Here is a 26,190-nt window from a genome sequence, read left to right on the forward strand (position 1 = left end):
CGGGCCGCCCGTGCCCCGGTCAACGCGATTTAGCCGCGCGGCCCTACCGGTCGATTTCGCCGAAGACGATGTCGAGGGAGCCGAGAATGGCCGAGACGTCGGCCAGCATGTGGCCGCGGTTCATGTAGTCCATCGCCTGCAGGTGCGGGAAGCCCGGCGCGCGGATCTTGCAGCGGTAGGGCTTGTTCGACCCGTCGGCGACGAGATAGACGCCGAACTCGCCCTTCGGCGCCTCGACGGCGGCGTAGACCTCGCCCTCCGGCACGTGGAAGCCCTCGGTGTAAAGCTTGAAGTGGTGGATCAGCGCCTCCATCGACCGCTTCATGTCGGCGCGCTTGGGCGGCACCACCTTGCGGTCGGCGGCGACGTACGGCCCGGCCCCCTCCGGCGACCGAAGCTTGTCGCAGCACTGCTGCATGATCTTCACCGACTGGCGCATCTCGGCCATGCGCACGAGATAGCGGTCGTAGCAGTCGCCGTTCTTGCCGATCGGGATGTCGAAATCGAGCTCCGAATAGCACTCGTAGGGCTGTGCCTTGCGCAGGTCCCAGGCGGCGCCCGAGCCGCGCACCATCACCCCGGAGAAGCCCCAGTCGAAGCATTCCTTGAGGCTGACGACGCCGATGTCGACGTTGCGCTGCTTGAAGATGCGATTGCCGGTCAGAAGCGTCTCGATGTCGTCGAGCACCTTCGGATGCGTGACGCAGAAGTCGGCGATGTCGTCGATCAGCTCCGGCGGCAGGTCGGCGTGCACCCCGCCCATGCGGAAATACTTGGCGTGCATGCGGCTTCCCGAGGCGCGCTCGTAGAAGACCATGAGCTTCTCGCGCTCCTCGAAGCCCCACAGCGGCGGGGTCAAGGCGCCGACGTCCATCGCCTGCGTCGTCACATTGAGGAGGTGCGACAGGAGGCGGCCGATTTCGGAATAGAGGACGCGGATGAGCTGGGCGCGCTTGGGAATCTCGAGACCCAGAAGCTTCTCTGCCGCCATGCAGAAGGCGTGCTCCTGGTTCATGGGGGCGACGTAGTCGAGCCGGTCGAAGTAGCCGATGGCCTGCAGATAGGTCTTGTGCTCGATCAGCTTCTCGGTGCCGCGGTGCAGGAGGCCGATGTGCGGGTCGACGCGCTCCACCACCTCGCCGTCTAGCTCGAGCACGAGGCGCAGCACGCCGTGCGCCGCCGGATGCTGCGGCCCGAAGTTGATGTTGAACTGGCGGATATCTGTTTCAGGCATGTCGGACCCCGGGAGCGGGTGAAGCAACTTAGCTCCCTCCCCTTCATGGGGGAGGGTTGGGGTGGGAGTGGTGCAAACTGGCTTCTAGCGCAACTCCGAGAAAATGCCGAATGCGATCTAGTGCGGCTTCGGGATCTCCAGAACTCACCCAGGCCGCCCGTCACGCGCTCACGACTTCACGAACTCGCCGATCTGCGCGACGCGCGCCGCCTTCGCCTTTTCGTTCACCCGCGCGACGAAGCGCGTCCACTGAATGATCATGCGCACGTGGCGACCCTCGCCGATCAGATCGATACCGTCATGCGCCTTCACATGGAACCATGCGCGCCGTCCGTCGAACTTGGTGCATTCGGCATCGACGGTCACCGTCTGCCCCGGCACCGTAGCGGCGATGTGCGACACATCGATATGCACGCCGAGGCTACCCTCACCCTCCTCGAGATGCGGCTCCAGCACCTTGAGGCACGTCCATTCCATCAGTCCGACCATGAAGCCCGTGGCGAAGACCGTCGGCATCTCGCGGAACTCGGGCGCCTCGGGATAGAGGTGCGGCACCGTCTTTTCCGCCGGGACGCGAAAGGCGAACTGCGCCGTCGCGCCGACCTTCAAGGTATCCTTCATGACGCCTCGCCTCCTTCTCTCTGGGAGAGCTTACCCGCTGCCACGTAGTTTACGGCAATGTTGTAGAAGCTGACGATCGATTCTCCGGCGTCCCAGCCCTCGGCGAATTGCTTGGCGACCTTAGCAAAGGGAAACGCCATATCGCCGGACGGAAACAGGACGCCCGGCACGCCGTCGGCACCGTTCTCCCAGCGGGCACCGGGCACGGCGGCAATGATCGCCTCGCCCAGGTAGCTACCGAGCACGTTGACAATGCCGCCTTCCGGGTCGAGCTTGACGCGCGCGCGCTCGATGAAGCCCTCCGTCCAGGCAACGGATGCCGCGTCGTATCCGAAGTCCATCCCGCTCACCGAGCCGAACTCCTCGACAGCGAACTGCGCGTTGGCGCGGATCATCTCGAGACGTTGCGCGTCTATGGTCATGCTAGGCGGCCAGCCGCCGGGCCAGCCACTGGCCGACATAAGCGGCGGCAACGCACGGTAGCGCCAGAACGGCGAACATGGCGAGCCCGAGCGGAAACAGGCTTACCGATCCGTCAGTCGCTAATCCCAGAAAAAGCGCCCACCCCGCCTGGGCGGCGACGATGACAAGGGCCCAGCGCCACGGTCGCTCAGGAAAGCCGAGCCCCAGAATGAAGGCGGTCGCCAGCATCAGCGGGTAGCCGATGACCCAATAGTTCGGATCATCCCAGGCCTCGCGCCGGCCTCCGATGAGCCGTACCAGATCCCAGGCCAGGATGCCGGCGACGGCGGCGATCGCAACCGGGACTACGTTGCTGATTGCGCGACCCATGCACCGCCTCCGTCAGCCGTTCACGCCTTGCGGGTGGTGCCGCTCGCCTTCTCGTCGCCCGGCAGCACGTGGCGCGTGCCCTCCCAAGGGGACTCGAAATCGAACGAGCGGAACTCCTGCGCCAGCTCCACCGGCTCGTAGACGACCCGTTTCTGCTCGTCGTCGTAGCGCACCTCGACGTAGCCGGTGAGCGGGAAGTCCTTGCGCAGCGGATAGCCCTGGAAGCCGTAGTCGGTGAGGATGCGGCGCAGGTCCGGGTGGCCGGAGAACAGGATGCCGTACATGTCGTAGGCTTCCCGCTCGAACCAGTTGGAGGCGGGGAACACGCCGACCGTGCTCGGCACCGGCGTCTGCTCGTCGGTCGTCAGCTTGAGGCGAATGCGCTGATTGAGGCGCGGCGACAGCAGGTGATAGACGACGTCGAAGCGCTCTTTCCGTGCCGGCCAGTCGACGCCGCAGATGTCGATCAGCACCTCGAACTGGCAGCCCGCGTCGTCGCGCAGGAAGGTCAGCACCTCGACGATCTTGTCGCGCGCCACCTCCAGCGTCAGCTCCCCGTGCGTGATGCGCGAGCCCGCAACCGCATCGCCGAGCGACGCCTTGGCGTGTTCGCCGAGCTGCTGCAGCTTTTCGTCCATCTCGGCCCTCGTGAAGAACTCGTGAACCACTATCCTAGCCCGACTGAACTGGCTACGGCACGTCGGACCCTTAGGGCTTCTTATCCGCACGCGTCAGGTCCGAGCAGCCGGCCGTCGCCTCCGGGCCAGGCTCGATGTAGCAGGCGGCGATGTGATCGGCACCCAAGATGCGGCCGTGCACCTCGCCCTTGCTGGTCGTCGAGACCCAGGCGAACGACACGTCGTCCGGGAACACGACGCCGAAGAAATCCTTGCGGCCGTCCTCATAGACGAAATAGCCGCGGAAGCGGCGGTCGGTCTGCTCGGTGATGTGCACGGTGCGGTCGCGCGTTCGCATGCCGAACTTGACGCTGAGGCTGTCGGTCTTGCCGGTCCAGGTGCCGACGAGGTTCGGCACCTCCGCGGCGGATGCAGCAAGGCTGGCGGCGAGCCAGACGATGGCAGCAGCGGCGGTGCGCGCGAGCGGCATGCGGCGACTTCCCGGCTAGCGTTCGATTGTGCCGGTGCGGCGGATCTTCCGCTGCAGAAGCAGCACGCCGTAGACGAGCGCCTCGGCCGTCGGCGGGCAGCCGGGCACGTAGATGTCGACCGGCACGATGCGGTCGCAACCGCGCACGACGGCGTAGGAGTAGTGATAATAGCCGCCGCCGTTGGCGCAGCTTCCCATACTGATCACGTAGCGCGGCTCCGGCATCTGGTCGTAGACCTTGCGCAAAGCCGGCGCCATTTTGTTGGTGAGGGTGCCGGCGACGATCATCACGTCGGACTGGCGCGGCGACGCCCGCGGCGCGAAGCCGAAGCGCTCCAGATCGTAGCGCGGCATCGACGCCTGCATCATCTCGACGGCGCAGCAGGCGAGCCCGAACGTCATCCACATGAGCGAGCCGGTGCGCGCCCAGTTGATCAGGTCGTCGGTCGTGGTGACGAGGAACCCCTTGTCGGCGAGCTTGGAGGAGATCTGCGTAAAGCCCTCCTCGCCCGGCTTCACCAGCATGCCGCCGGAGCCCGCGAGTTCCGCTTTGGTAGGGGTGATCAATCCCATTCCAGGGCTCCCTTGCGCCACTCGTAGATGAAGCCGACGGTCAGCACGGCGAGGAAAATCATCATCGCCCAGAAGCCGGCGAGCCCGATGTCGCCGAAGGCCACCGCCCACGGGAACAGGAACGCGACCTCGAGGTCGAAAATGATGAACAGAATCGCCACGAGGTAGAACCGCACGTCGAACTTCATGCGCGCGTCATCGAAGGCGTTGAACCCGCACTCGTAGGCCGAGACCTTCTCCGGGTCGGGGTTGTTGACGGCGATCATGAACGGCACCGCCATCAACGCGACCGCGATGAACAGCGCCACCCCAATGAAGATGGCGATCGGCAGGTAGTCGTAGAAGAGCTGGTCCATGTGGCCCGCTGGCGCTCGGCTCGGCGCCGCGTGCTGCGGCGCAATATCGTCAGCTTCGGTGTTAACCCACGCGGCTGCCGCGCGCAACCGCGCTCGCCCCTGTACGCCCGGCGGACCGTTGTTTGGCGGAGCCTAACAATCCCCGGCCGGCGGCATAACCAACTCACACTTCCGTATGGGTCCGGAATCCCAACGGACAATTTGCGGCTACGCGGCACCGACACATCATCAGGCCACCTCAACGCTCAAACGGAGTGTGCCATGACGAGAGCCGTACTTGCCGAAGCCCGCGAAATCTTCCTGCTCATGTCGATGCTCGTGGGCTTGTCGGGACTGAGCCTGGCGGTCGCCTGCGGCGCGGTCATCATCGCTGACAACCAGACGCAGACCGCCGCGGCCCGCACTGTCCCCACAGCGATCGCATCGCTCGGCCGCTAAGCCGGCGGCATGCGAATGCCGCCGGGCCCCGAAAGAGCGGGCGGCAGCCAAATCGTGAACTTAGGCGTGAAGGAATTGGTGGCGCGAGAGACGGGACTTGAACCCGCGGCCTCCGGCGTGACAGGCCGGCGCTCTAACCAACTGAGCTACTCCCGCAGTCAAAAACGCGCGCCCCGAGGGACGCGCTGGCCACGAAGCGATGACTTACGTGGCCCGCCCCGGGAAGTCAAGAACACCCGGGTAGGGTGAACCAGCCCTGGCAAACGAACGCCCCTCAGTGCAGGTGGCCGGCCGCCCCTGAATGCGGCCGTGCCGGCGCCGCCGGGACCGGAAAAATGAGAAACGCGCGGGTGCCGCCGGGTCCGCTGTCGACCTCCAGTTTGCCCTTCAGCGACTTGGCGAGCCCATTGAGCAGCGGGACGCCCATGCCGCCGCCCTGCACCTTGCCTTGCATGCCGATGCCGTCGTCCTCGACGAGGAGAACGAGATGCGATCCGTCCTGCCCCAGCGCGATGCGGATTAGACCCGCCTCGCGGTCGCGGAACGCATACTTCAGCGCGTTGGTGACGAGCTCGTTGACGACGAGCCCCAGCGGGACGGCGATCGAGATCGGCAGCTCGCAGCACTCCGCCTCGCAGGAGAAGCTCACCGAGGACGGCGCGCAGGCGCGCAAGTCGGCACACATGTCGCCGAGGAACTCGCGCGCATCGACGCGCCCCGACGGGTCGGCCATGTTCAGCCGGTGGCTCAGCCGCGCGACCGTGTGGATGAGCTCGCTCGCCTGCTCGAAAGCGCCGGTGACGTTGGGGTCGCTTGCCGACTTGGCCCGCTGGCGCATCAGCGCATCGAGCGACGAGAAGCTGTTGGCGACGCGGTGCTGCACCTCTTGCAGGCGCACCGTCTTGCGCGTGTCCTCGGCGACGAGCGCCTCGTTGGCGTCGTGCACTGCGACCAGCGTCTTGCGGATCTGATCGGCGAGCACCACGGCTCCGGCCGCCAGTACGGCGTAGGCCTCGATCTGCACGAGGTCCATGGCGCGGATCAGGTGCGGCACGCCGATGGGCTCGAAGAACAGGCTCGACAGCACGGCGGAGACGAGCACCGCGACACCGCCCGGCATCCGGCCGAACAGCAGGGCGACGAGAAAGGCGCAGCCGAGAAAGATGGCGAAGGGATCGCCGAAGCTGCGCGTCTCGAGCGGCAGCTGGATGATGAAGCAGCTCAGGGTCGCCGCGAACGCGCATAGCAAGCGCCCTGCTAGCGGCCAGCTCGAAGTGAACTTGATGGCGTTGACCATGACGCACCCCGCAGCGGCTGACGGCTGGCATCAGGCCGCTCCGGATTTGTGGCGTTTTGGGGACGGAGCCCGGCCGGTAGCCGCGGCGACTTGCGGCGCCCGCCGCCGCTGCCCGGCCTACAGCCGCTTCATGAAATCGCGCTTGCCGATCTCCAGCCCATTGTGCCGCAGGATGTCGTAGGCCGTCGCGGCATGGAAATAGAAGTTCGGCAGGGCGAAATGCAGGAGGTACTCTTTGCCCGTAAACGTTAGCTCACGCGGGCCGGCCTTGATGCTGATCTCGCGGGTGGCGGCAGCCTCCATCGGCTCGGGCTTGGCCTCGGCCAGCACGGCGAGCGTCTCGGCGATGCGCTTCTTGAGGTCGGCGAAGGTCTTCTCGCTGTCGTCGTGCACCGGCGGCGTCAGGCCGGCGAGGCGACCGACGCTCAGCTTGGCGAAATCGCACGCCGACTGGACCTGCTTCTTCAAAGGGTACATGTCGGGATAGAGCCGCGCCCACAGCAGCGCCTCGGGATCGATCTTCTTCGCCTCCGCGTAGGCGGCAGCCTTATCGAGGATCGCGTCGAGCGCGTCGAGGTGCTTGGTGAACGACGGGATCGCGATCTCGTACATCGTGATGGACATTGATTTCCTCCCCTGTGGCGCCGCGAAGCGCGGCCCCGTTGGCGCGCTTCACATCGTGTCGGCCAGCGCGCGGTTCAAGCCGGCAGGCTGGACCGCGGCGCCCCTACAGGGGCCCCGGCGCACCATGCTGGTTGAGCGAAAGCCTGGTGCAGCTTGTGTCGGTGAAAGATGTTGGGCGGTGAGAGGGTCACGCGACGCAAGAACTGGCGCTCCACCCACCGCCCGCGACCTCGTTTATTGGCTCGTTGCCCATCGCGCAACCGCCCCCCGCGCGAGCCAATAAGAAAACGGCAGAGGCCAGATGGACCTCCGCCGTTCGCTCTCACGGTCGCCGCACCGCGAGCAATTACCAACCGAAGGAGAGGCCGGCTTTCCCTGCAACCTGCCCCTGCCCCGTGCCGGCGCCTATGCCGCCGTGGAGCGTCGTCGTGCTGGTGGGGCCGAGCCCCCCGCGATCGACGATTCCAGCCGCCGTCAGGCCCACGGCATTCTGGCCATCGTATCCACCCCAGCCGAGATTGATCGCGAACGTCTGCCCCGCGTGGAAGAAGGGCTGATCGAGCGCCAGCGAGATGGCGATGCCTTCAGCGAGATCGTCGTCGCGGCGATCCAGCTGGTCGATCTGCGTCTGCAGGCGATCCGCCGTGCTGTTCAGATTACCAACGGCGCCTTGCAGAGCCGCGATCTCTATGGCCTGGGTGTTGTTGGTCGTCGTGTTCTGATCGATCTGAACCTGTTGATTGGTATTGACCGTTTGGATGTTGCCGATCTGCGTCTGCTGCGTTGAATTGACGTTCTCAGCGTTGGTGATGCGCGTCGTGTTCGAGTCGATCTGCGTCTGTTGCGTCGCATTCTGCTGATCGACATAGCGCCTGTTGGCCGCATCCGTCTCGCCCACAGCCCCTGCCCGGGGATCGGCAACGTTCTGGACGACGTTGCCGCCCATGTTGATGGTGCCGCCGGTGACGGTTATCCCGCCATTCATCGTGACGATGTTCTGGAACGTCGTCGACGCACCGTTGAATGTCGCGGCACCGTTGGACATCTGGAACGCGGCCCCAGTCGCTGCCGACCCGATAATCACCGCGGTCGGAAGGGCGTTAAAGGTCGTACCATTCCCGCAACCGTCGTTTGTCGCGATCAACAAAGTGCCTGTCGACCCCCCGCAGACATCGCTGAGGCTGCCGTTGCCCCCTCCCTCGTAAATGATCTGCGCCTGGGCGGATGTCGCCAGTACGAGGGACCCGGCGATTAACAATACCGGGCACGCAAAGCGTGTAGCGAACCGAGTGAGAATTTCAAACTTGTTACGCAACATCACGGCACTCCCTGGAAACATACGCCCTCAGGGAATCAGCCAACTCGAAACGCGCTCATCGCGCGTCATTCGTTTAGATGATGAAACCCGCGCCTAACCAACATCGCAGCGGGGGTGTTGCGGAAGCGCAACCGCGGCGGCAAACGACATGCTGACATCATCTAAACGAATGATGTGATCAGACGGGTGATTGATTAAGCACGAACTATTGCGTTCCCAATCCATTTTCCGGGGAGGACATCCTGGGTAGCGATGATTTGAGATCCACGGGTGCCCTCCTCGATCTCGTCGGCGACATCTACGACGCCGCCATCGAGCCGAGTAGATGGCCGGCGGCGTGCGAGAGGCTGGGCAGGCTGGTCGGCGGCATGCAAACGGCCATCGCCCTGCACGATACAGTTTCCCACCAGGTGTCTTTGAGCGCCTCGTGGAACGTCGACCCCTCGCTCGAGGAGGCGATGAAAGCGAACTTTGCCATCAATCCCTTGGTGCCCGCTATCTGGCACGTGGAGACCGGCGAGCCACATACGTCGTTCGGATTTCTTGGCGAGGAGGCGTTCAAAAAGACTCGCTTCTACCAAAGGACTGGGGCGCAGTTCGGCATTGGCGATTCCGCGCTGATCGTGCTCGAAAAGTCGGTACGCAAGTTTGGCGCCGTGTCTATTCAGCGCCACTGTGACCGGCCCCCTTTTGGACAAGAGGAACTGGCGGTGCTGCGGCTTCTCAGCCCGCATATCCGCCGCGCGGTGATGATCGCCGATCTCTTGGACGCCCGCGCGCTCGCGCGTGACATGCTGGCGGCAACCCTCGATCGGCTGGCCGTGGGCATCATCCTGACCGACGCCGACGGCCGCATCGCGCATACGAACGAGGCCGCCGATAAGATGTTCGGCGACGGCAGCACCGTGCGGAGGACCGGCGACCTGCTCGCGGCCCGCGATGCCAATGCCGCACGCGAGCTCGCGCAGGCGATCCGCGATGCCGCCAGCGGCACCACCATCGACATTCCCCGCTCCGGCATCGTCGTTCCGCTGAAGGGTGAGACCGGACGTGATCTCGCCGCCTGGGTTCTGCCGCTCGATAGCGGCCTGCGGCGCGAGCTTGCCGCCGGCTTCGCGGCACAAGTGGCCGTCTTCATCCGCGAGCTTGGCGACACCTCGCCGTTCCCGGCCGAGCTGTTTGTGCGCCGCTACTCGATCACGCCTGCGGAGTCGCGGGTCATGATGCTGCTCGTGCAGGGCATGACCATCTCGGAAGCAGCCGAAGCGCTCGGCATCTCGCCACCGACCGCCAAGACCCACCTCGCGCGCCTCTTCGACAAGACCGGGACCAGCCGCCAGGCCGACCTCGTCCGTCTCGCGATGAGCGCCCTCGCGCCCACGGCCGCGCGCTGAACGGGCCGCGGTGGGTCAGTGGAAATGGTGGGCGGTGAGAGGGTCGGACTCCCGACATGACTGCGTCCGGGTAGCTGTCCCGTCAATCCCACCAGAAATACCACACCGTAGCGTTGAGCAGATATGCGGCCAGCACGTCGACGGTTCCGGTGCCCTGCTCGACGATGTCCTCGCAGAACAGATACTGCTCCATCGCCATCTCGAGTGCCGCCTCCCGGTCCGAGATCGGGCGCGCAACCGTGAATTCCAGCACATCCCCGGACGTAGCTACCGGGACGGCGCCGTGGCGCTCGAACCAGCGCCTGGCGAAGGCAACCTGCACCTCGGGCTCCGGACACTCGTTCCACCCTCCGAACTTGGTGTGAGCGCCAGCGTGCCAGGGCTCGGATGCCGGAAGCAGCGCAATGTAAAGATCGGTATACGGCTTGCGCGTCAGCACATCGCGCAGGGAGAGGACATCGGTGTTGGCCTCGACGTCGTGCGGCCAGGGACCGCGCGGAAACACCGACGACCGCGCCGTGGCGGCGGATGCGGTAGTCCGGCCCCGGAGCTTCGCCCAGAGGCCCGCAGCCGGCGCGGGCTTGGTCGCTGCGGCAAGCGCCATATTCTCGATGTGCTCGGTTTCCCGCTGCCGAAGCCAAGCACCACAGTCGATCGCCGCTGCCCCGGCGATGATCTCTGCCGGGGATTCCTCGGCAGGGCCGTGGCTCTGAAATAGCGCGAGCGCCTCTTGCGCGGGTCCGACAATGATCGGCGTCACCGCGGGATCGGCTTTGCGGATGTCTGCGATGATGCCCAGTGCCGTCTCGCCGCTCGCCTGCACGAGCGGCCAGGGAGAAACGGTCACGCCTTCCTGGCCGATCGCCGTGCCCGCAGGAAGGATCGTGAAGGCCATGCGTCCGACCGAGGTACCGTGTGCGCGCGTTCTTGCGAATGGTGGGCGGTGAGAGGGTCGAACTCCCGACATCCTCGGTGTAAACGAGGCGCTCTACCACTGAGCTAACCGCCCGGACCGGCATTACCTAACGGCCGCCAGCGATCGCCGCAAGGTGGCCGCGAGCGCTACATGGCCCGCAGGGCCCAGCGCCCAAGGGGCGCCGGCACGAGTGCCGCCCCCGCGGAGCACCAGCGAGCGCAGCGCGGTCGCGGCGGTGCGTGAGCGCAACAAAGAAAAACAAAGGCGCGCCGCGAGGCTCGCGACGCGCCGAAGCTTGTGCCCGCAGGCCCTGCAAAGGCCGGTTAGTTCAGAGCGTCCTTCAGACCCTTCGACGGGCTGAACTTCGGCACCCGCGAGGCGGGGATGTTGATCGTCGCGCCGGTGGCCGGATTGCGGCCCTCGCGCGCCTTACGCTTCGCCACTTTGAAGGTGCCGAAATCCGGGATGCGAACCTCGTTGCCATCCTTCATCGCGCTGCGGATGTGCCCGAGCACGGCGTCGACAGCCACGGTGGCCTTGTCCTTGGTAAGCTCGGCTTCCTTGGCGACGGCGTCGATCAAATCTTTCTTGCTCATCTCGTTTCCGTCCTTTGCGTTCGGAATTGCGACTTGGGGGGTAGGGCAGGATGTAGGGGTCCCGCGCGTGTTGCTAAAGCCGCAACAGTGCGTGAGAGAAGCGCCCAATAACAGGCCTCGTCAAGGGGGAAATGGCGCGAATTTGCCCGAAAAACCTGGGGAAACGGAGGGTTGACGCGCACGGAGCAAGAACAAAAAACCCCGCGCCGAAGCGCGGGGTCTTGTCGTGTTGTAGGTCACACGGAAAGCGGCGTCACGCCCGTGATGTCACAATCGTTCAGTGCGCCGTGGCGCGCGAGCCGCCAGCGCCGTCCTCGCCCTGCACCGCCGCGGCCTCCGCCACCTCGTCCCAAGTGATCCGCTCCGGCGTCCTCACGAGCGCCGTCTTCAGAACGTCGTCGACGCGCGCCGCCGGCACGATCTCGATCTTGTTCTTGATCTCGATGGGGATCTCGGTGAGGTCCTTAACGTTCTCTTCAGGGATAATGACGGTTTTGATGCCGCCGCGCAGCGCCGCGAGCAGCTTCTCCTTCAAGCCCCCGATCGGCAAAACGCGACCGCGCAGGGTGATTTCGCCGGTCATGGCGACGTCCTTGCGCACCGGAATGCCGGTCAGCACCGAGATGATCGCCGTGGACATGGCGACGCCGGCGGACGGTCCGTCCTTCGGCGTGGCGCCCTCCGGCACGTGCACGTGGATGTCCTTCTTCTCGAACAGCGAAGGATGGATGCCAAAGTCGACGGAGCGCGAGCGCACGTAGGCGTTCGCGGCCTGGATCGACTCCTTCATCACGTCGCGCAGGTTACCGGTGACGGTCATCTTGCCCTTGCCGGGCATCATGACGCCTTCGATGGTCAGCAGCTCGCCGCCCACCTCGGTCCAGGCCAGACCCGTGACGATGCCCACCTGGTCCTCGAGCTCGGCCTCGCCGTACCGGTACTTCGGCACGCCGAGATAAGTCTCGAGGTTCTCGGCGTTGACGACCACCGTCTTCTTCACCGCCGTGAGGATCTCCTTCACCGCCTTGCGGGCGAGCTTGGCGATCTCACGCTCGAGCGAGCGCACACCCGCTTCGCGGGTGTAGCGGCGCACGAGCTGCAGCAGCGCGTCGTCCTCGACCGCCCACTCGGCGAGCTCCAGACCGTGGGCCAGGCGCTGTCCCGGAAGGAGGTGGCGCTTGGCGATCTCGATCTTCTCGTCCTCGGTGTAGCCAGCGAGGCGAATGATCTCCATACGGTCCATGAGGGCCGGCGGGATGTTCAGCGTGTTGGCCGTCGTCACGAACATCACGTTCGACAGGTCGTAGTCGACCTCGAGGTAATGGTCGTTGAACGTGGCGTTCTGCTCGGGGTCCAACACCTCGAGCAACGCCGCTGCCGGATCGCCGCGGAAATCGGAGCCCATCTTGTCGATCTCGTCGAGCAGGAAGAGCGGGTTGGTCCGCTTCGCCTTGCGCATCGACTGGATCACCTTGCCGGGCATCGAGCCGATGTAGGTGCGCCGGTGGCCGCGAATCTCCGCCTCGTCACGCACGCCGCCGAGGCTCATGCGCACGAACTCGCGGCCCGTGGCGTTGGCCATCGACTTGCCGAGCGAGGTCTTGCCCACGCCGGGGGGCCCGACCAGGCAGAGGATCGGCCCCTTCAGCTTGTTGGTGCGCGCCTGCACCGCGAGGTACTCGAGGATGCGCTCTTTGACCTTGTCGAGGCCGTAGTGCTCGGCATCGAGCACGGTCTGCGCCTCGTCGAGGTCCTTCTTGACCTTGCCCTTGATCCCCCACGGGATCGACAGCAGCCAGTCGAGGTAGTTGCGCACGACGGTAGCTTCCGCCGACATCGGGCTCATCTGCTTGAGCTTCTTCAGCTCGGCGAGAGCCTTGTCGCGGGCCTCCTTCGACAGCTTGGTATTCTCGATCTTCTCCTCGAACTCGGCGATATCGTCGCGCTCGTCGGAATCGCCGAGCTCCTTCTGGATCGCCTTCATCTGCTCGTTGAGATAGTACTCGCGCTGCGTCTTCTCCATCTGCCGCTTCACACGCGAGCGGATCTTGCGCTCGACCTGCAGCACCGAGATCTCGCTCTCCATCAGCGTGTAGACGCGCTCGAGCCGCTCGGAGATCGTCGAGGTCTCGAGGATCTCCTGCTTGTCAGCGATCTTGATCGCGAGGTGCGAGGCGATGGTGTCGGCGAGCTTTGAGTAGTCCTCGATCTGCGCGACGTTGCCGAGCACCTCCGGCGAGATCTTCTTGTTGAGCTTCACGTAGCTCTCGAACTGGGTCACCGCCGAGCGGGCGAGCGCCTCGATCTCCTCCTTGGCGCCAACGTTTTCCGGCACTTCAACCACCTCGGCTTCGAAGTAGTTGGCGTTGTCGGTGTAGCGGACGATGCGCGCGCGCGAGGTGCCCTCGACCAGCACCTTCACGGTGCCGTCGGGAAGCTTCAGGAGCTGCAGCACGGAGGCCAGTGTACCGACGGGATAGATCGCGTCGGTCGCCGGATCGTCGTCGCCGGCGTTCTTCTGCGCGGCAAGCAGGATGTGCTTGTCCGTGCGCATCACCTCTTCGAGCGCATTGATCGACTTATCGCGCCCGACGAACAGCGGCACGATCATGTAGGGGAACACCACGATGTCCCGCAGCGGTAGGACCGGATAGAGCCCCTTGCCCGCCGTCTTGTCTTTGGTCTTCGTGTCGTCGGCCATTTCGGTACCTTATCGTGGTCGCCTGTCGTTTGCGTCCGGCTGTCTCGTGCGAGCATAGGCCGGGCGCGCAATCCAGGACATCAGAGATGATTGCCCTGGCACTTTTGAGGCGAACGCCGCGCGGGTCAAATCAACCCCATCGCCTCAATCGACACAAACAGCATCGCAGAAGCAGCGCCCATTGGGAAATGGGGCGGACTGCCGCCGGATCAAGAGCCACCGCACCAAACTGAGCCGCGGTGGCTTCTACGACTAAGGAATGGGCCGCCTTCCCTCAGGCGGCTCTTCGGATCAAGAAGCGCTCGAACCCTTCTCATCGGCCCGGTCGGAATAGATGCGCAACGGACGCGCGCTCCCTTCGATGACCTCAGGGCCGATAACGACTTCCTCCACACCTTTCAGCGCGGGGAGGTCGAACATGGTATCCAGCAGATTGCCCTCCATGATGGAGCGCAGGCCGCGAGCACCCGTCTTGCGCTCGATCGCCTTGCGGGAAATCGCCTTCAGCGCATCGTTGGTGATCGTCAGCTTGACGTCTTCCATCTCGAACAGCCGCTGATACTGCTTGACCAGCGCGTTCTTCGGCTCGGTCAGGATCTGCACCAGCGCTTCCTCGTCGAGGTCTTCCAGCGTGGCGATGACCGGCAGACGGCCGATGAACTCCGGGATCAAACCGAACTTCAGCAGGTCCTCCGGCTCGACGCCGCGCAGCACCTCGCCGGTGCGGCGCTCGTCGGCACCGATGACCTTGGCGCCAAAGCCGATCGACGTGCCCTTGCCACGGCGCGAGATGATCTTCTCGAGGCCGGCGAAGGCGCCGCCGCAGATGAAGAGGATGTTCGTCGTGTCGACCTGCAGGAACTCCTGCTGCGGATGCTTGCGGCCGCCCTGCGGAGGCACGGAGGCGACGGTGCCTTCCATGATCTTCAGCAGCGCCTGCTGCACGCCCTCGCCCGACACGTCGCGGGTGATCGACGGGTTGTCCGACTTGCGCGAGATCTTGTCGACCTCGTCGATGTAGACGATGCCGCGCTGCGCCCGCTCGACGTTGTAGTCGGCGTTCTGCAGCAGCTTCAGGATGATGTTCTCGACGTCCTCGCCGACATAGCCGGCTTCGGTGAGCGTCGTCGCATCGGCCATCGTGAACGGCACGTCGAGCATGCGCGCCAGCGTCTGGGCGAGCAGCGTCTTGCCGCAACCCGTGGGGCCGACCAGCAGGATGTTCGACTTGGCGAGCTCGACGTCGTTGTTCTTCGACGCGTGATTGAGCCGCTTGTAATGATTGTGCACGGCGACGGAGAGCACGCGCTTCGCGTGGTCCTGGCCGATGACATAGGAATCGAGAACCGCGCAGATTTCCTGCGGGGTGGGCACGCCGTCGCGCGACTTCACCAGGGTGTTTTTGTTCTCTTCCCGGATGATGTCCATGCACAGCTCGACGCATTCATCGCAGATGAACACCGTCGGGCCGGCAATCAGCTTACGCACCTCATGCTGGCTCTTGCCGCAAAACGAGCAATAGAGAGTGTTTTTCTCTTGAGCCATTTCGGATGTCTTACCCCTCCTCGGGCCTTGTGTTGCGCCGGATTAGCCGGTGCGCGCCTTTGAAGATTCCTGCCTCAAAAACCGCCCCTGCGGGAGGGGTCCGAGTCCATTACAGCGATCTGAGCACGCTAGCGTTCTCCAGATCAAGATTGGATTAACGGATATCCGCCCGCACAACGCCGAAGCGGCTCGATTACCACAGTTTTGTGGCAGCCTCGCGGTGAGCCGCAAAAGACGGCTTCGGTCAGGCGCCACAAGCCCGTAGCAGGCAAGCATGACCCCAGGCGGGCGGCGAGGCAAGCGCCCCGCTACCCCTGCGGCCTTTCGGCTTCTTTGCCGATTGTCTCAGGATGCGGCTTTGCCTTCCGTCGCGCCGAAGTCGACTTGGTCGCGGCTCGACATAACCCGGTCGATGAGGCCGAAATCCTTCGCCTGATCTGCCGTCATGAAGTAATCACGGTCGAGGGTGCGTTCAATGACGTCGTACGGCTGGCCCGTATGCGTCACGTATACCTCGTTGAGCCGGCGCTTCATCTTAATGATGTCTTCCGCGTGCCGCTCGATGTCCGAGGCCTGCCCGGAGAAGCCGCCCGACGGCTGGTGCACCATGATCCGGGCGTTCGGCAGGGCATAGCGCAGCCCCTTGCTGCCGGCGCAGAGCAGCAGCGAGCCCATCGAAGCCGCCTGACCGATGCACAGGGTCGCGATCTGCGGACGGATGAACTGCATGGTGTCGTAGATCGCCATGCCCGCCGTGACGACGCCGCCCGGCGAGTTGATATACATAGATATTTCCTTCTTGGGGTTCTCCGCCTCCAAGAACAGCAGCTGCATGCAGACCGAGGCCGCCATGTGGTCCTCGATCGGCCCCGTCACGAAGATGATGCGCTCTTTCAAGAGCCGCGATGGCAGGTCGTAGCCGCGCTCGCCGCGGTTCGTCTGCTCGACGACCATCGGCCAGAAGGTATTCGTGACAGTGCTGACCGGGTCGCGCATGGCGTCATCCTTTGCTTTCGCTTGGGGCGGCGCTCGAATCGCGCCGCGCCCGCTCGTATTTCATGGGCAGTGCGGCAGGCGCGTGCAAGCCCCCCGCCCCCCGGACGCGTCCCGCGGCCAACTACGCCGCAGTGGCGTCCTCGGCCTTCTTGAACAACTCGTCCTTCGAAACCTTCTTGTCGGCGGGCTTGGCCTTATCGAGAACGAAGTCGACGACCTTGTCCTCGAAAATCGGCGCTCTGAGCTCGGCCAGCGCCCCCGGCGTCTTCTCGTAGTACTCGTAGACCGTCTTTTCTTGGCCCGGGAAGCGGCGCGCCTGCTCGATCAGCGCCTTGCGCATCTCGTCCTGGGTGATCTTCAAGTCGTTCTTGTCGGCGATCTCGCCGATGACGAGGCCGAGGCGCACGCGGCGCTCGGCGATCTTGCGATACTCCGCGCGCGTCTCTTCCTCGCTCTTGCCTTCGTCGGTAAAGGTCTTGTCGGCGCGCTTCAGATTGGCCTCGAGCTGCTGCCAGATGGCGGCGAACTCGCTGTCGACCAGCGACGGCGGCAACTCGAACTCGTGCGACTGCTCGAGCGCATCGAGCAGCTCGCGCTTCAGCTTCTGGCGAGCCACATTGGCGTACTCGCGGTCGATCTGCTGCTTCACGAGGTCCTTGAGCTGGGCCACGGACTCGGCGCCGAGCGTCTTGGCAAACTCGTCGTTCACCTCCGGGCGCGACGGCGCGGCGACTTCCTTCACGGTAACCGCGAACGAGGCAGCTTTGCCGGCGAGATTCTCGACCGGATAGTCGGCCGGGAAGGTCGCAGCCACGTCGCGCGCCTCGCCGGCCTTGACGCCGGTGATGCCTTCCTCGAAGCCGGGGATGAAGTTGCCCTGGCCGAGCACGATCGGCGCAGCCTCGGCGGTGCCGCCCTCGAATGCCTCGCCGTCGATCTTGCCGACGAAATCGACCGTCACGCGGTCGCCGGTCGCTGCCGCGCGGTCTTCCTCGGCCGTATAGGTGATGCTGCGGTCGACGAGCTCGCCGATCGCCTTCTCCACCGCCTCATCGTCGACGTCGGCAACGAGCCGCTCGAGCTTCAGCTTCTTGAAATCCGCCAGCTCGATCGCCGGCAGCACCTCGAAGGTCATCGAGTAGGAAAGGTCGGCCTGGCCGGCGAGCACCTTCTCAATCTCGGCCTGATCCTCAGGCAGCGTGACGCTCGGCTGCATCGCCGGGCGCAGCTTGCGGTCGGCGAGCGCCTGATTCGAGGTCTCGCGCACGGTGTCCTGCAGGACCTCGACCATCAGCGAGCGGCCGTACATCTTCTTCAGGTGCGGAACCGGCACCTTGCCCTTGCGGAAGCCCTTGAGCTGCACGCGGTCCTTGATCTCGTCGAGGCGGTCGGAAAAGCGCTTGCCGAGCTCTCCGGCGGGGACGGTGACCTGCAGCGTCCGCTTCAGACCTTCGTTGCTCGTCTCGGTAATCTGCATCGTTCTCCAACCTGCTCGTAAAGCCGACGGGCTTGTCCTTGGCCGCTCGAAAGCGTGGTGCGGGCGGAGGGACTCGAACCCCCATGCCGTGAAGCGCTGGTACCTAAAACCAGTGCGTCTACCAATTCCGCCACGCCCGCGCGTCGCTCCCAGCCCTCAGGCTGGCTAGACGCCAGTCCACCTTTTCTCAGGCTGTCGGGAACGATCGGGCGAAGGTATATCTGGCGGGCGCCGCAAATTGCAACGCCCCTTTGCCCGGCTGGCAGCACGTCTCATCGTTCAGGCAAGTGAACAACCCTCCGTTTGCACGGAAAATGTGCGCCTGCGTGCCGTTGCGAGCGGCAATATGCGCCGCTAGGGTCCGTCGCTTCATTTGTGGAGTTGCTCCCTTGATTCCCCGCTCGAGCGTCGCCGCCGCCGTGGGCCACACGCCCCTTATCCGGCTGCGCCGCGCCTCCGATGAGACCGGCTGCGCCATCCTCGGCAAGGCCGAGTTCATGAACCCCGGCGCCTCGGTCAAGGACCGCGCGGCCCTGGGGATCATCACCGATGCCATGCGCAACGGGCGGCTGAAGGCGGGGGGTACTGTGGTCGAGGGCACCGCCGGCAACACCGGCATCGGGCTCACCGTGCTCGGCAACGCGCTCGGCCTGCGCACCGTCATCGTCATCCCCAACACCCAGTCGCAGGAGAAGAAGGACACGCTGCGCATGCTCGGCGCCGAGGTGGTCGAGGTGCCGGCCGTCCCCTATCGCGACGCCAACAACTATGTGAGGTACTCCGCCCGCCTCGCCGAGGCGCTCAACACGACGGAGCCGGCCGGCGCGGTGTGGGCTAACCAGTTCGACAACGTCGCCAACCGTTACATCCACATGGTGACCACGGCCGAGGAAATCTGGACTGAAACGGAAGGCAAGGTCGACGGCTTCGTCTCGGCGGTCGGCTCCGGCGGTACCCTGGGCGGAGTATCACGCGGGCTCAAGGCGAAGCGCGCCGACATCCGTATCGCGCTCGCCGATCCGCCGGGCTCGGCCCTCTACTCCTACTACACCACCGGTGAGTTGAAGGCCGAGGGCTCCTCCATCACCGAGGGCATCGGCCAGGGGCGCATCACCAAGAACCTCGAGGGCGCCCCCATCGACGTGGCCTACCGCATCCCCGATCCCGAGGCTCTCGACATCGTTTTTCGCCTCACCAGCGAGGAGGGTCTTTGCTGCGGTGCATCGACGGGTGTCAATGTGGCGGGCGCAATTCGCCTCGCCCGCGAGCTCGGTCCCGGTCACACGATCGTGACGATCCTGTGCGACAGCGGCACGCGCTACCAGTCGCGGCTCTTCAACCCGGCATTTCTCGAAGCGAAATCCCTGCCGGTGCCCGCCTGGCTGGCGCGACCGCCAGCGTCGCTACCCTCCGTTTTCGTTGCCAATTGAGGGATTGCGGCGGTGCAAAACGACGGCGTCCTTGCGGGGCTCGCCGCTTTTGCCTATGTCGCTAGCAACGCGGCCGGCGAGCCGCGAACGCGAGTGTTCACGAGCCTGTAAGAGAGGGAAACGTGCTGGAAAGCGCCAAGAAGTGGATCGTCGATACCGATTGGCTCGCCTCGCATCTCGATGCCCCCGACCTGGTCATATTCGACGCGAGCTGGCACCTGCCGACGGCCGGCCGCGACCCCAAGGCCGAGTACCTGAAGGAGCACATTCCCGGCGCGCTGTTCTTCGACATCGACGACCTGACGGACGAGAAGTCATCGCTGCCGCACATGCTCCCTTCAACCGTCAAGTTCGCTTCGCGCATGAAGAAGATGGGCGTCGGCGACGGCATGCGCATCGTCGTCTACGACACGCTCGGCCTGTTCTCCGCGGCCCGCGCCTGGTGGACGTTCCGCGCCATGGGGCATGAGGACGTCGCCGTGCTCGACGGCGGCTTGAAGAAGTGGAAGGCGGAAGGCCGCGAGCTTGAGGACGGGCCGGCGCGCAAGCGCACCGAACGGCATTTCACGCCGCTGATGAACGCCTCGCTCATTCGCGACATGGACGACGTGAAGAAGGCAATCGCCAAGCGCACGCAGATCGTCGATGCGCGTCCCGCCGGCCGCTTCGAGGGCAAGGACCCCGAGCCGCGTCCGGGCCTGCGCGCCGGGCACCTCCCGGGAGCGCGCAACGTACCCTCGCAGACGCTCATCACCGCCGACGGCACGCTGAAGCCGACCGCCGAGCTCGCCAAGATCTTCGCCGACGCCGGCATCGATCCGCGTCACCCGGTGGTCACCACCTGCGGCTCGGGCGTCACGGCCTCGATCCTGGCACTGGCGCTCGCCGTGCTGGGGCAGACCAACGCCGCCGTCTACGACGGGAGCTGGGCGGAATGGGGCGCGGACAACGCCCTGCCCATCGAGACCGGCCCGGCGCGCGAACTCACATCTTAGTCGAGCACAGCTTGGGCTGCCAACGCAGCCCAAGCTCAGGCGTCAGATCAAGGACGACGCTCGCGCCCGATCAACGGCGCAGCGTGTCCGGGTACATGTGATAGGTGATCATCAGGAACGACATGAGGATCGCCGAGGCGAGCCCGGCGACGGTGCCGATCCATACTGGCGACCACTCGCCGCCGACGTTGTCGAGCACTTCCTTGCTGGCGAGACTGCCGGCGATCGACGCGATGACCGCGAACACGGCGATCACGCCCGGAATTTTGAAATCGTCGGCGCCGACGCCGCTCAGGCGGTTCAAGAGCTTGTTGCGGACGACGATGGCAACGACGGTGGCGACGAAGCCCGACACCAGCGCCAGCGGCGCGGTCTCGAGGCTGGTGCCGATGACGCCGCCGACCACGGCGCCAACTGCGGCGGCGACGAGGATAATGACGAGCAGGCTGGCGGTCGTGACTCCTTGCGGCGTTCCTTGCGGCATTGAAACTCCCCCTTGTTGTTATATCCGCGACCGCAAGCGACCGACACGCCACTTGATGGGCGGAGCTGCAAATGTGCGGAGTGTATTGAGTGTTCGCGCCTTAGCAATAGCAGGCGCGGAGTCTTCACCGCGCCGCCGTTGCACATCACTGTCAGCGAATTGAAAGGATTGAGGAGTTTGCCGGAAAGCTGCGACCTAGCGCGGGGCTTGCCCATTCACTGCAAAAATCTGCATCGGGCGCGGTCCATCAGTCGCCAACCAAAGTTGATCATTGAGCGGTTGCGCAACTGCCCACCTCAATCCGTCTTTTAATCGCGGGGTGGCACCAGCCGCCAAGGTCAGCGCCGCCGTCGACGAGCGGAATATTGGGTGGACTTATGGGGGGCGACAAAGGAGCGGAGCCGATGTTCCGGCGCAGGTGCAAGCATGTTGCTCTTGTGCGTCGATGCCACTTCGTCGTGTTTGTCGGTGCGCTAGTCGCCCAGCTCTCCGGAGCGACGAGGGCTCAGGAGCCCAGCGTTTTTGATGAGCCGACGCCGCTGGATCAGTTGCTCGTCCCGCAGGATGCGCCCCTGTCCGCGGAGCTACTCACGCTCTGCGTGAAGCAGAACGCGGAGCTCGAAAAGCGCAAGGCCCGCAGTCACGAGGAACGCCGGAAGCTTGAGCAGCACCAATGGTTTATCCAGCAAATGGGGTTGGAGCTGGAAACGATGAAACGGTCCGTGAGCGCCGCCAATAAGAAGGCCATCTTTGATTACGGCAGGGCATACGCGTCAGCCCAAAAAGACCTGGCCGCCGCGACAGACGCGTACAATTCCAGAATCAAAGAGGGTGAGGCCGCGAGCGAGAGCTTCAACAAGACTTGCAACGGACGGCTTGTCTCGAAGGAGACCCAGGACGCTGTTCGCCAAAAAGGGGGTGTTTTGCCAAATCTGCGGCAGCGCCTGGTCCCACGCCCGCCGCCGACGGCTGAGCAGAAAATGGAGATCGACGCGTACCACAACTACCTGACCGCGCACATCAAGACGGAACGGCTGAAGACTGAGGTCGGCGCCCATCGAAAGCGGAATACGGTGGCAGAAGGGAGCTCGGGTATGCAAGTCAACATGACGATCTCGCCTTCTGGAAACCTGTTGTCGCACAGCATCAAAGTCAGCAGCGGCGATCCGGCTCTCGACGCGATTGTGCTCGCGGGGGTAGAGCGCGCGCAACCGTTCGCACCGCCACCCGAGGTGATCGCGTCCAATCCAATGGTATGGAGGCTCGGCTTTTTCGGATCACCGCGTAAGTGAGGGCACTCCAAGCCGCTGGCCGGCTCCGCGGAGAGATAATTTCCTCGGAAGGGCTCAAGTCAGGACCAAGCGCGGATGGTGGAGCAATGGGACTGATCGATCCGCGGGCCGCTCCTAGCGGCCCTGGCCGGCGTGCGCCCGGATGGCCTACGGCGGCGCGCTCCACCGGCAGGTCGATGGCGGTGGTCTCGCCCAGCTCATCGACGAAGATCGCCACTCGCCCGTGTCACCTCTGGAATTGACCAAGCGCGCGAGTTCCTGCTGACGCCAGGCACCCCCCGAATTAGGTTGCACCAACCAAGCGCCGCCGTGGGGACACCGCCATGGTCTCGTTTCTCCAGAGCCAACCCCTGTGGCTCTCTGGCCTGCTCCTCGTCGGGCTGCCGACCGGCCTGGCTATGCTTGGTCCCATTCTGATCCGTCGCTGGGTGCCGCTCGACAGGCTAACCGCAAACAATGAGGTCGCCGGATTCAAATTCGCCGTCGTTGGCGTGCTCTATGCTGTCCTGCTCGCCTTTGCCATCATTGTCGTTTGGGAAAAGTTCACCGACGCCGACAACATTGTGGCGCGCGAGGCCGGCGCGGCTACGAACGTCTACCGCCTATCGTATGGCATGGCTGAGGCGCCGCCCGCGACGTCATTGCGCGCAAGGCTCAGCGACTATCTGGCAGCCACGATCTCCGACGACTGGCCGGCCATGGAGCACGCGAACGAGAGTTCGTCGGCGCGCCGGGCACTCGATGCCGTCTATGGATCGGTCCTGGTCTCCTTAAGTGCCCAGAGCCATAGCGCCCTGGTAGCAGAAATTTTACACCAGCTCGATGAGATCACCCAAGCGCGACGTGCCAGGCTTGCTGCGGCTGACGGCACGGTCCCGGGGGTCATTTGGCCGGTTCTGTTCGGCGGCGCCGCAGCCACGATCGGCTTCACGTTTTTCTTTGGTACGCAGAACCTGCTGGCCCAGTCTCTCATGACCGGATTGTTGTCCGTGATGATTCTCTCCGGCCTGTTCATTGTCCTTGTAATCGATCGGCCTTTTTCCGGCGCGGTGACGGTAAAACCGGACGCGCTCGCCAAGGTCCTTGCGGAATTCGGTCCAACGCCGGCAGCCCATTGACTAACCGCTTGCGGCGGCGGCCAACTCGACCAGCTTGGCAACCGTATTCATGTTGCGCGCTGTCCCCTTCTCCGCCGCGGGGATCTTCAGCTTCGATCGCCCGATGCCCGCGGCGCCGTAAAGAACGTAGATTTCCCGCTTGCCCAAGCGCACCTCCTCGTCGTCGGCCCTGCCACGAATGCTGTCGACCGTGTCTGCTGGCGGCGGCGCATCGAGAAATATCGCGACGGTGCGGCTAGCGGCGCGGTCGGGGTATGGATTGGCCGCCAGCACCTCGGTCATTTCCCGCGCTGTGCGGACGACGACGACCATCGGTGCCCCCGCGTATGCGCGAAGGCGCTTCTCGAGCGCGGCCTTGACCTTGGCCTCGGACAATTTGGTGGTGAAGAGGACATTGCCGCTGGCGATGTAGGTGCGAACCTTCTCGAACCCCTCGGCGGCGCACATGGCCTTGAGATCGGCCATCGGCAGCTTACCCCTGCCTCCAACGTTGATGGCGCGTAGTAGTGCGATGAAGGTCGGCATCAGGTTTGCCGCCGCCCTAGCGCCCGGCACGGCCGAGATACGCGAGGATGGCGGTTGCCATCGCCGCCGCGTCATCCACCGGCAGGTCGATGGCGGTGGTCTCGCCCAGCTCGTCGACGAAGATCGCCACCTGCCTATGGCCGCGCTCCGTCACCTCGATCGAGCCGCTCGGGGTCTTGCACGAAAAGATCGCCATTCCAGTCCTCTGCCCAACGTTTGCGCGGACCCTATAGCGCAGGCTCGCGCCCGCGGGCAGGTGGCTCACTCAACCGTGATGGAGGGAACGTCGAATGGGCCCATGCTACATCGCGGCATCGCGCACAGGGTGAGGCAGCATCTCACCCACATCCAGCTTCCTTTGAAGTTGCTTCGCCAGCAAAATCATCGCGCGCTCCGCCAGGGCCGTAATCGTCAACAGTGGGCTGACGCCCACCGCCGAGGGGACGGCCGCCCCGTCACACACGTAGAGGCCATCGTGCACGCCCGTCGGACCCTTGGTCGGATCGAACACCCGCCCGTCCGGCGCCACGACACCTTGCTCCACCGTCTCCCCCATGGCGCATCCGCCGAGTGGGTGGGCGATGATCCGGTTGCCGCCGAACGCGGTCATGGCGAATGGGTTGGCATTGAACACACCGCCCATGCTTTCGATCATCTCCTTGACCTTGCGCTCCGCCCTCAGGCGCTCCGGCGCGGTGCTGTAGTTGGGCCAGTCGACGACGACTTGATCGTTTTGCAGGCGCAGGCGCCCGCTCGCATCGTCATGCGCGACGACGTAGAGAATCTGCGACCGGCTCAGCCGGTCGCCATAGATACCTTGCGTCAATAGCTGCAGGGCGCCGCCGACTTTCAACTCCAGCAAATCCTTCAAGGGAGCGAGCGCCGCCATCATGGTGAGCATCGTGCCGTCGTGCACCCACAGCGGTCCATCCTCGTCGCCGAGATCGATCAGCGCCATGCTGTGCGGCCCGACGGGCGATGCGTCCCGCGGTCCCTGGGATGGGTAGCCCGTCGCTACGGCATTGACCGGTACTTCGAGATTGCTGGCGATCACGAGGTCGTCGCCGTTCGCCGAGAATTTCTCGCCCAGCTTCGCCGACAGCTCCAGCCCGCGCTGCTGCGCCCGCAGCAGCAGCTCGTTGGTGCCCAAAGTGCCGGCTGCCAGGACGACGATCGGCGCCTCGATGCGCCGTTCCACGCCCCGCTGCGACGGGTCCTTGACGACGACTTCCCACCCGGTCTCCGTCTTGGAGATCGACTGCGCCCGGCTCTCACAGAACACCGTTGCGCCGTGATCCACGGCATCGGCGATGTACGTGATCCCGACGGTGTTTTTTGCGCCGACGTTGCAGCCCGACCAGCAGTCCCCGCAATACCGACAGCCGGGCTGCATCACGCCGGAAACGTTCAACCCCGGGCGGTGAGAAATCGTCATCGGCGGCAACTGCACCGAAAGACCGGAAGCCTCTGCCGCCTTGCGCATGCCGGCGAACTTGGCAAAGCGCTCGGGATTCGGCGCCGGCGCGACGCCGAGCATCGTCTCGGCCAGGTCGAGTCCCCTGAGCAGCAGTCCATCGCCGACGACCGCATGCGGCCAGCCGGCCTTGCGCAGCCTGTCGAGATTGGGGCGAAGCACGACGCCGGCGTTGATCAGCGACCCGCCGCCAAGCCCGGATGCGCCGAACACGGTCAGCCCCTTGCCGACCGACAAATAGTAGAGCCCGGCAGGATCGCCGATCTTCGGCGCGCGCCCGGTCAGACGCGTCGTCTTGCGGCGCGCCTTCGCCGTCGTGGGGAAATCGCCGGGACGCCAATGCCGCCCCTGTTCGAGGACCGCCACGTGCAGCCCCATGCGTGCAAGGCGGGATGCGGCGACACCGCCGCCGTATCCAGATCCGATAACGATTGCGTCGTAGACCGGCATCGCTTCGCCGGCTTTCTGTGTTGCAAATGCCATGGACGCTCGATCCGCGTCGCAAAGAATTCAGCCGCTATTCTCAAAGAGTCGTTCACGCCGGCGAAAAGGGAACCGGTAGTGAGGAATTTGCTTAATTGTTTCGCGGCGCGACGGTGGAGCCAAGTACCCCGTTCGGTCGAGGCACACGAATAGTGCGCAGCGTGTCCGCGATGCATCGACCCGTCCGCTTCGCGCTTGGATGCTTCCGGATGTCGCCCCGGGCAGATCGGTTGCTGCGCTGCCCCCGGTGAAGGCGCCAATCCCGCTCGGACCGCTGGTGGCCTTCCCGCTCGCTTGGCGGCTTCGTCGTGGCAGCGCCCTTGCGCGCGGGTGGCAGGGGCGAGGCCAACTAACTACATATGCAACTGCAGTTAGGCTCGCGGACTGGGTAAGGCGGACTTGGA

General features: G+C 64.8%; 27 protein-coding genes and 3 tRNA genes. 6 read left to right on the forward strand and 24 right to left on the reverse strand.

Annotated features, from left to right (window positions below; all coding sequences use genetic code 11):
- Positions 1 to 43 precede the first annotated feature (43 nt).
- The 8 genes from GIW81_RS03680 to GIW81_RS03715 form a co-directional block, all read right to left on the reverse strand.
- Positions 44 to 1,234 carry an NADH-quinone oxidoreductase subunit D gene (locus GIW81_RS03680; protein ID WP_154737976.1) on the reverse strand — a complete coding sequence of 397 codons (1,191 nt, stop codon included), beginning with the start codon at positions 1,232 to 1,234 and terminating at the stop codon, positions 44 to 46.
- 168 nt (positions 1,235 to 1,402) lie between these two features.
- Entirely contained in the window at positions 1,403 to 1,855 is a 453-nt protein-coding gene (locus GIW81_RS03685; protein WP_154737977.1) for a thioesterase family protein, read from the reverse strand.
- Entirely contained in the window at positions 1,852 to 2,277 is a 426-nt protein-coding gene (locus tag GIW81_RS03690) for a hypothetical protein (RefSeq protein ID WP_154737978.1), read from the reverse strand. The genes GIW81_RS03685 and GIW81_RS03690 overlap by 4 nt, the downstream gene beginning before the upstream one ends.
- A gap of 1 nt (position 2,278) precedes the next feature.
- Entirely contained in the window at positions 2,279 to 2,647 is a 369-nt protein-coding gene (locus GIW81_RS03695; protein ID WP_154737979.1) for a hypothetical protein, read from the reverse strand.
- 20 nt (positions 2,648 to 2,667) lie between these two features.
- Positions 2,668 to 3,285, reverse strand: a complete 618-nt coding sequence (locus tag GIW81_RS03700; protein WP_154737980.1) for an NADH-quinone oxidoreductase subunit C — start codon at positions 3,283 to 3,285, stop codon at positions 2,668 to 2,670.
- Between the two features lie 70 nt (positions 3,286 to 3,355).
- Positions 3,356 to 3,754, reverse strand: coding sequence for a hypothetical protein (locus GIW81_RS03705; RefSeq protein ID WP_154737981.1), 399 nt, complete (start codon positions 3,752 to 3,754; stop codon positions 3,356 to 3,358).
- A 15-nt stretch (positions 3,755 to 3,769) separates the two neighbouring features.
- Positions 3,770 to 4,327, reverse strand: coding sequence for a NuoB/complex I 20 kDa subunit family protein (locus GIW81_RS03710; protein WP_407658153.1), 558 nt, complete (start codon positions 4,325 to 4,327; stop codon positions 3,770 to 3,772).
- On the reverse strand, positions 4,318 to 4,683 hold the full coding sequence (locus GIW81_RS03715) for an NADH-quinone oxidoreductase subunit A (protein ID WP_154737982.1): 366 nt from the start codon (positions 4,681 to 4,683) through the stop codon (positions 4,318 to 4,320). The genes GIW81_RS03710 and GIW81_RS03715 overlap by 10 nt, the downstream gene beginning before the upstream one ends.
- A gap of 261 nt (positions 4,684 to 4,944) precedes the next feature.
- On the opposite strand from GIW81_RS03715, the gene GIW81_RS03720 reads away from it, so the two are divergent.
- Complete coding sequence (locus GIW81_RS03720) at positions 4,945 to 5,121, forward strand: hypothetical protein (RefSeq protein WP_154737983.1); 177 nt, start codon at positions 4,945 to 4,947, stop codon at positions 5,119 to 5,121.
- 79 nt (positions 5,122 to 5,200) lie between these two features.
- Here the strand turns inward: GIW81_RS03720 and GIW81_RS03725 are convergent.
- The 4 genes from GIW81_RS03725 to GIW81_RS03740 form a co-directional block, all read right to left on the reverse strand.
- A tRNA-Asp gene (locus GIW81_RS03725) sits at positions 5,201 to 5,277 on the reverse strand.
- A 118-nt stretch (positions 5,278 to 5,395) separates the two neighbouring features.
- Entirely contained in the window at positions 5,396 to 6,418 is a 1,023-nt protein-coding gene (locus GIW81_RS03730) for a sensor histidine kinase (protein ID WP_154737984.1), read from the reverse strand.
- Positions 6,419 to 6,535: 117 nt separating this feature from the next.
- A complete protein-coding gene (locus GIW81_RS03735; protein ID WP_154737985.1) occupies positions 6,536 to 7,042 on the reverse strand; it encodes a DUF1993 domain-containing protein in 507 nt (168 codons plus the stop codon).
- A 346-nt stretch (positions 7,043 to 7,388) separates the two neighbouring features.
- Entirely contained in the window at positions 7,389 to 8,360 is a 972-nt protein-coding gene (locus GIW81_RS03740) for a hypothetical protein (protein ID WP_195930345.1), read from the reverse strand.
- Between the two features lie 257 nt (positions 8,361 to 8,617).
- On the opposite strand from GIW81_RS03740, the gene GIW81_RS03745 reads away from it, so the two are divergent.
- Positions 8,618 to 9,754: a LuxR C-terminal-related transcriptional regulator gene (locus tag GIW81_RS03745; RefSeq protein ID WP_154737987.1), complete on the forward strand. Its 1,137-nt coding sequence runs from the start codon at positions 8,618 to 8,620 to the stop codon at positions 9,752 to 9,754.
- 82 nt (positions 9,755 to 9,836) lie between these two features.
- On the opposite strand, the gene GIW81_RS03750 is transcribed toward GIW81_RS03745, so the two are convergent.
- The 8 genes from GIW81_RS03750 to GIW81_RS03785 form a co-directional block, all read right to left on the reverse strand.
- Positions 9,837 to 10,649 (reverse strand): DUF4253 domain-containing protein, encoded by an 813-nt coding sequence (locus GIW81_RS03750; RefSeq protein ID WP_195930347.1) that lies wholly within the window; start codon positions 10,647 to 10,649, stop codon positions 9,837 to 9,839.
- 39 nt (positions 10,650 to 10,688) lie between these two features.
- Positions 10,689 to 10,763: transfer RNA gene (locus GIW81_RS03755), tRNA-Val, on the reverse strand.
- A 230-nt stretch (positions 10,764 to 10,993) separates the two neighbouring features.
- A complete protein-coding gene (locus GIW81_RS03760; RefSeq protein ID WP_267873810.1) occupies positions 10,994 to 11,374 on the reverse strand; it encodes an HU family DNA-binding protein in 381 nt (126 codons plus the stop codon).
- Positions 11,375 to 11,543: 169 nt separating this feature from the next.
- Positions 11,544 to 13,967, reverse strand: a complete 2,424-nt coding sequence (lon, locus tag GIW81_RS03765) for an endopeptidase La (RefSeq protein ID WP_154737990.1) — start codon at positions 13,965 to 13,967, stop codon at positions 11,544 to 11,546.
- A 291-nt stretch (positions 13,968 to 14,258) separates the two neighbouring features.
- Complete coding sequence (clpX, locus tag GIW81_RS03770; RefSeq protein ID WP_154737991.1) at positions 14,259 to 15,512, reverse strand: ATP-dependent Clp protease ATP-binding subunit ClpX; 1,254 nt, start codon at positions 15,510 to 15,512, stop codon at positions 14,259 to 14,261.
- Between the two features lie 345 nt (positions 15,513 to 15,857).
- Entirely contained in the window at positions 15,858 to 16,508 is a 651-nt protein-coding gene (locus tag GIW81_RS03775; RefSeq protein WP_154737992.1) for an ATP-dependent Clp protease proteolytic subunit, read from the reverse strand.
- 121 nt (positions 16,509 to 16,629) lie between these two features.
- On the reverse strand, positions 16,630 to 17,985 hold the full coding sequence (tig, locus tag GIW81_RS03780) for a trigger factor (protein WP_154737993.1): 1,356 nt from the start codon (positions 17,983 to 17,985) through the stop codon (positions 16,630 to 16,632).
- Positions 17,986 to 18,040: 55 nt separating this feature from the next.
- Positions 18,041 to 18,125, reverse strand: a tRNA-Leu gene (locus GIW81_RS03785).
- Positions 18,126 to 18,374: 249 nt separating this feature from the next.
- On the opposite strand from GIW81_RS03785, the gene GIW81_RS03790 reads away from it, so the two are divergent.
- On the forward strand, positions 18,375 to 19,415 hold the full coding sequence (locus GIW81_RS03790; protein ID WP_229309071.1) for a cysteine synthase A: 1,041 nt from the start codon (positions 18,375 to 18,377) through the stop codon (positions 19,413 to 19,415).
- 122 nt (positions 19,416 to 19,537) lie between these two features.
- Complete coding sequence (gene sseA / locus GIW81_RS03795; RefSeq protein WP_324614880.1) at positions 19,538 to 20,410, forward strand: 3-mercaptopyruvate sulfurtransferase; 873 nt, start codon at positions 19,538 to 19,540, stop codon at positions 20,408 to 20,410.
- Between the two features lie 70 nt (positions 20,411 to 20,480).
- Here sseA and GIW81_RS03800 read toward each other — a convergent pair whose 3' ends face one another.
- Complete coding sequence (locus tag GIW81_RS03800; RefSeq protein ID WP_154737995.1) at positions 20,481 to 20,894, reverse strand: hypothetical protein; 414 nt, start codon at positions 20,892 to 20,894, stop codon at positions 20,481 to 20,483.
- A gap of 377 nt (positions 20,895 to 21,271) precedes the next feature.
- Here GIW81_RS03800 and GIW81_RS03805 point away from each other — a divergent pair, with 377 nt between their 5' ends.
- On the forward strand, positions 21,272 to 22,186 hold the full coding sequence (locus tag GIW81_RS03805) for a TonB family protein (protein ID WP_154737996.1): 915 nt from the start codon (positions 21,272 to 21,274) through the stop codon (positions 22,184 to 22,186).
- Between the two features lie 323 nt (positions 22,187 to 22,509).
- A complete protein-coding gene (locus GIW81_RS03810) occupies positions 22,510 to 23,304 on the forward strand; it encodes a bestrophin-like domain (protein ID WP_154737997.1) in 795 nt (264 codons plus the stop codon).
- On the opposite strand, the gene GIW81_RS03815 is transcribed toward GIW81_RS03810, so the two are convergent.
- The 3 genes from GIW81_RS03815 to GIW81_RS03825 form a co-directional block, all read right to left on the reverse strand.
- Positions 23,305 to 23,829 (reverse strand): DUF1697 domain-containing protein, encoded by a 525-nt coding sequence (locus GIW81_RS03815; protein ID WP_154737998.1) that lies wholly within the window; start codon positions 23,827 to 23,829, stop codon positions 23,305 to 23,307.
- Between the two features lie 16 nt (positions 23,830 to 23,845).
- On the reverse strand, positions 23,846 to 24,025 hold the full coding sequence (locus GIW81_RS03820; RefSeq protein ID WP_154737999.1) for a hypothetical protein: 180 nt from the start codon (positions 24,023 to 24,025) through the stop codon (positions 23,846 to 23,848).
- 105 nt (positions 24,026 to 24,130) lie between these two features.
- Positions 24,131 to 25,786, reverse strand: a complete 1,656-nt coding sequence (locus GIW81_RS03825; protein WP_154738000.1) for a GMC family oxidoreductase N-terminal domain-containing protein — start codon at positions 25,784 to 25,786, stop codon at positions 24,131 to 24,133.
- Between the last annotated feature and the right edge of the window lie 404 nt (positions 25,787 to 26,190).

Origin of the sequence: Hyphomicrobium album (assembly GCF_009708035.1) — a bacterium.
GTDB lineage: Bacteria > Pseudomonadota > Alphaproteobacteria > Rhizobiales > Hyphomicrobiaceae > Hyphomicrobium_A > Hyphomicrobium_A album.